Genomic DNA, 4,625 nt, shown 5'->3' with positions numbered 1-4,625 from the left:
TTTGCCATTATCATGCGGTTCGTTTATCATGTATAGGCTTTCGTCAAGCCGAACGTCGGGATGTGGCGCAGCCTGGTAGCGCGCCTGCTTTGGGAGCAGGATGTCGCAGGTTCGAATCCTGTCATCCCGACCATTTTTCTTTTTGAATCGGATCGGCGTCTGTGCAAGTGGCTCGCAATCTTGCAAGATCTCGGCATTCTCGTCACAAGCGCAAACGCCGTCGGCAACCGTTTCCTTCCCGTTTCGCGTCCTGTGCGCCGCGCGCGCCTTCTTGTCCTACCATGTTTTCAAATGAGCATGAGACTAGATAAGGGGCGATAGCGATGGAATCCGTCCATTCCGAAGCTGATCGTGAGTTCGGCGATCTGCTGACAACCTTGCGCGTCCGTTTCGAACAACATCCCGAGCGTCATCTTGATGCGTCATGGGACGACGTGCGTCTTCGCCTTGCGGCGGCTCCCGGGAAGCTGGCCGTCTTGCAGGCCATGGAGGCATCCGGCGGCCAACCTGACGTCGTGCGCGATCGAGCCGCTGGCGATGCGCTCGCGTTCTTCGACTGCTCGCCTGAAAGTCCTGCCGGGAGAAGAGGCTTGTGCTACGACGACGCAGCGCTTCAAGCTCGCAAGCGCAACAAGCCGCAAGGGAGCGCGCTTGGCGTGGCGGATGCCATGGGCGCGAAGATTCTCACCGAAGCTCAATACCGGGGCTTGCAGGAGGTCGGTGCGTTCGACCTCAAGACGTCGAGCTGGATAGATACTCCTGACGACGTGCGCGCTTTAGGCGGCGCGCTGTTCTGCGACCGTCGTTACAACCGCGTGTTCACGTTTCACAACGGAGCCGATTCCTACTATGCGGCGCGCGGGTTCCGCGCAATGCTGGAATTGTAGCCTTGCTGACTCAAGGGAAGCGAAGGAAAAAAGAAGCCCGATCGCGATGATCGGGCTTCTTGAGCGTTCGTGGAGCGGGTGACGGGAATCGAACCCGCGTCATGAGCTTGGAAGGCTCAGGTTCTACCATTGAACCACACCCGCATATCGCATTAAGCGCGGCGCCTATTGTACCGCAAGTTTCTCCGATGCGCGCAAAATTATCCCAGGGAATCCACGAATCCGGTCGAACCCGGCCATTGACGCGAAAACCCAAAGCGGGAATCGAGCCGCTTTCGCCCCGATGCTTGCCGTCCTGCGCAGTGGAAACCGGAAATTTTGACAGGAATCGATGCTTTTTGCCGCATGCGGAGCGGTTTGCGGCAACATCCCAATTCATCGCGCAAGAGCCATCGTCGCGAAACGCCTGCTCGAAAGCGCACCGCGACTCGGTCGAATTGAGATCGGGTCGCGGTGCACGGGGTCCTGCGACTTCGGCGCGGGGGAGGGGGCGGCGCCGAAGCCGCAGCGCAAAGATGTGCCCGGTGCGTTCGACGCCAAGCGTTTGGAAGGGATGCTTGGCGGCTGCAAAATCGTCTGCACCGGGCGAAACGGCTTACTTGCCCAGGTACTCCTTGGCGTCCTTCATTGCCAGGCGCCCGGAGTTCACGGCCCAGGCGGCTTGCGAGCCAGGTGCGAACTTGACGTCGTAGGAGTCGCCGTACAGTCCGCCTGCGTCGGAGCCTCCGGCGTACAGGCCCGGAATCACCTGGTCCTTGTCGTCGAGGACTTGTATCTTCTCGTTCACCTTGATGCCGCCGCACGTGGTGTAGAACCCGTCAGCGGTTTCGCACAGCCAATAGGGGCCTGCGTCCACCTTGTGCATGAACTTGGATCGCTTGCCGAATTCCTCGTCGGCGCTGGGGTCTTCTCCGTCCAGGCCCGCCGCGACGTCGCAGTAGGCGTTGTACTGCTCGACGGTCGCCTTGACGGCGGCGGGGTCCAGCCCGACTTTGGCGCAGAGGTCTTCCAGCGAATCGCCCACGTGGCAGCCTTCGGCTTTTTGCAGGACCTCGCGCGCTTTTGCCAGCGGCGTTCCCGGCGTGCCGAACGAGAACACTTGCCCATCGGGGCCGTCGGCTTCCCAGCGTTTCATATCTGCTTCGGTGAACAGGGCGAACGTTTTATCCTGGTTGCGTACGCACATGCCAGCGCCCGAGAAGTCGTCCAGCCAGAGGTCTTCTTTGCAGAATCGCTGGCCCTTTTCGTTGAGCCATACGGTGGGCTGCACGCCTACGGAGTACGCGTCGGTGGTCCACGTTGCCGTAACGGCTCCTATAGTGACGGGTCCGCACCACATGACGGTGCCCAGGCCTTCGGCGAATTCGGCGCCGGCGTCCTTGGCCATCTTCAATCCGTCGCCTGCCCGGCAGTCCATGCCAAGCGCCTGGATGTTCTCGTTTTTCGTTTCGGATACGCTGTAGAGCATTTCGGGGTTGTTCGCGTAACCGCCCGTGCATATCATGACCACGGGCGCTTCGACCTTCAATACGTCGCCGTTGTCCTTTTCGGCCAGAACGCCGGCCACTTTGCCGTCTTCCAGGATCAGCTTGCGGCCGAATGTGTTGAAGTGAGCTTCAACGCCTAGTTTCTCGGCCTCCTTGCCGAAGCACTGCATGAAGTAGCCGCCGGGACTGGCGTTGTCTCCCTTGTCGTAGACGTGCCATACCTTCGGACCGGCGCCGATGGAGATGTTCCCTTCGAATTCGATGCCGTGGCTTTCCAACCAATCGATGGTTTCGGACGTCTGCCCGAAGAAGTTCTCGTACAGCTTGTGCTGCGGAATCCAGTGATGGTAGTTCAGGCACGTGTTCGTGGCGTTCTTCACATCGTACGGGGCGTTGGGATTGTAGGCGCCGGCGAACATGATGTCGCCGTCTGCCTTGGTGAAATGCGTTTCCAGGGCCGTCATGCCTTCGGTTCCGATGAACGATCCGCCGTATCCGGAAAGACGCTCGATCACAACTGGCTTGAGACCCAGGTCAATGGCTTGGATGGCCGCTGCTGTGCCCGTTCCTCCCGCACCGACGATGCATACGTCCGCCTTGACGGTTTCTTTCGGCTCTCCCAGTTCGGGGATGTTCCACAAAGCGTCGCTGCCGTTTGCGGCAGGCTCGTTGCCGCCCGCTTCGGGCGCGGAAGCCGGGTCCTTGCTGCCTGTGGCGGGCGCACTCGGGCTGCAGCCGGTCAGCGCGGCTCCGGCGAATCCTGCGGTCAGAATGCCGGCCCCTGCGAGAAACGATCGACGACTCAAGTTGCTGGTTGCTTCGGACATGATGATCCTCCTTGTACGTCGCTTCCCTGAGAAGCGATTCCAGCCGCCCTCCTGCGGCGTGCCTTCAGTTTGGCCCTTCGGGATCGGGTTGCGCAATGGATTCGCGGCCAGCTAGCCGATGCCCCTTGAAACGTTTGGTTTCACCCGTTCGTACGCGGTTGGTAGTACAATAAGGTTCGATCTGGAGAAGGGGAGGGAGGGCTCCATGCTTCAGGACAGGTGCGACTACTTCATACTGGCGTACGAATCGCCCAGCTTCAGCGCTGCCGCCGCCAAGGTTCCCATGTCTCCTCAGGGATTCACGAAGGCTATTCGCAGTATGGAGCGCGAACTGGGAGTTTCGCTGTTCACCATGGATGAGGACGGCTCGCGCGTTGCCACGCCGTACGCCCATGAGTTCTACGAGTACGCCAAACGCGTGCGAGCCGAGCGCAATTTGCTGGCAGCTGCGTTCGATCGCATAGCTTCGAGCGGCTACGTCGAGCTGCGTATTGCCTGCTCGCTCGGCATCCCCGGTTTTCTCGGCTGCGATTTCTTGCAGGATTACCTCAAAACCCATGCAGACGTGTCCATATCGCTGTGCGAAATGCCCGACGCTCTGTGCGAGGCCGCGCTGAGAGAGGGTCTCTACGACATGGCTTTGACCGTCGTGCCGTGCGACGAGGAGTTCGAATCCCGGCTTCTGTACACGTCTCCCGTATGGTATTGGGTGCGCCGCGACGATCCGCTCGGCGATTGCGAATCCATCGGTCCCGAGGACCTTGCGGGCCGACGCATCGCCATGCCCGGCGACGATTTCAAATGCTACCGCGCGCTGTCGGATTGGTTCGCGCGCGCCGGAGCGAATCCGCCCGAGATCGTGAAGTACTCCGAGATTTTCTGGATATACGAGTTCGTGCTGCACGGGAGGGGCGTCGGGTTCACGCTGCCTCATTTGGCGTGTTTGGAAGTGTTCAAGGGCAACGAGGACGTGCGCGCCGTGCCTTTACGCGGATTTACGTGGGGATTCGGGGCGTCTCGTCTGAAAACGCGAACTCCCACGTCTGCTGAAGACGAGCTGGTGGAGTACTTGTGCGAGCGTGCCGCTCGTCTGCGCAAGCGATTCTGAGTGCGCAGACGAGAAGTCGGGGCACCGCTTTAGGATACGATGCCCCGCAGGTACGAGACGATGTCGTCCGATTCGTACAGCGGACGGTTGCCGATAACGAGGCAGGGGACTTGCTTCTTGCCTCCAATGCGCACAAGGTCGTTCTGGTTTCCCGGTTGCAGCGTGTCGCGCGTGTCCATGGTGATCTTGTTCGCGTCCATGAATCGTAGAACTTTTTGGCAGTACGGGCAGGATTTCTTGTAGTAAAGCGTGTGGTTTTCCAGGTAGGGCATGTGCGGCTCCTCTCGATGCGCTGAGCAAGGGCGAGCGTTTCTGT

General features: G+C 60.2%; 4 protein-coding genes and 2 tRNA genes. 3 read left to right on the top strand and 3 right to left on the bottom strand.

Annotated elements, in window-relative coordinates; all coding sequences use genetic code 11:
* Nucleotides 1-56: 56 nt before the first annotated feature.
* Both ACMNI9_RS03945 and ACMNI9_RS03940 read left to right on the top strand, forming a co-directional pair.
* A tRNA-Pro gene (locus tag ACMNI9_RS03945) sits at nt 57-133 on the top strand.
* Between the two features lie 190 nt (nt 134-323).
* Complete coding sequence (locus ACMNI9_RS03940) at nt 324-887, top strand: DUF4256 domain-containing protein (protein WP_216529646.1); 564 nt, start codon at nt 324-326, stop codon at nt 885-887.
* A gap of 70 nt (nt 888-957) precedes the next feature.
* Here ACMNI9_RS03940 and ACMNI9_RS03935 read toward each other — a convergent pair.
* Together ACMNI9_RS03935 and ACMNI9_RS03930 are read right to left on the bottom strand one after the other, a co-directional pair.
* Nucleotides 958-1,031, bottom strand: a tRNA-Gly gene (locus tag ACMNI9_RS03935).
* A 451-nt stretch (nt 1,032-1,482) separates the two neighbouring features.
* A complete protein-coding gene (locus tag ACMNI9_RS03930; protein ID WP_114567554.1) occupies nt 1,483-3,201 on the bottom strand; it encodes an FAD-binding protein in 1,719 nt (572 codons plus the stop codon).
* Nucleotides 3,202-3,406: 205 nt separating this feature from the next.
* On the opposite strand from ACMNI9_RS03930, the gene ACMNI9_RS03925 reads away from it, so the two are divergent.
* On the top strand, nt 3,407-4,309 hold the full coding sequence (locus ACMNI9_RS03925) for a LysR family transcriptional regulator (RefSeq protein WP_114567553.1): 903 nt from the start codon (nt 3,407-3,409) through the stop codon (nt 4,307-4,309).
* 29 nt (nt 4,310-4,338) lie between these two features.
* On the opposite strand, the gene ACMNI9_RS03920 is transcribed toward ACMNI9_RS03925, so the two are convergent.
* On the bottom strand, nt 4,339-4,581 hold the full coding sequence (locus ACMNI9_RS03920) for a glutaredoxin family protein (protein WP_114567552.1): 243 nt from the start codon (nt 4,579-4,581) through the stop codon (nt 4,339-4,341).
* Between the last annotated feature and the right edge of the window lie 44 nt (nt 4,582-4,625).

The sequence above is a fragment of the Paraeggerthella sp. genome (assembly GCF_048427265.1).
Taxonomy (GTDB): Bacteria; Actinomycetota; Coriobacteriia; order Coriobacteriales; family Eggerthellaceae; genus Paraeggerthella; species Paraeggerthella hominis.
This window is presented reverse-complemented; position numbering and strand designations above follow the sequence as displayed.

Excerpts from the sequence above, each read along its gene's own strand:
- ACMNI9_RS03925 (WP_114567553.1), top strand. The coding sequence starts at position 3,407 with ATGCTTCAGGACAGGTGCGACTACTTCATACTGGCGTACGAATCGCCC.
- ACMNI9_RS03930 (WP_114567554.1), bottom strand. The coding sequence starts at position 3,201 with ATGTCCGAAGCAACCAGCAACTTGAGTCGTCGATCGTTTCTCGCAGGG.
- ACMNI9_RS03940 (WP_216529646.1), top strand. The coding sequence starts at position 324 with ATGGAATCCGTCCATTCCGAAGCTGATCGTGAGTTCGGCGATCTGCTG.
- ACMNI9_RS03920 (WP_114567552.1), bottom strand. The coding sequence starts at position 4,581 with ATGCCCTACCTGGAAAACCACACGCTTTACTACAAGAAATCCTGCCCG.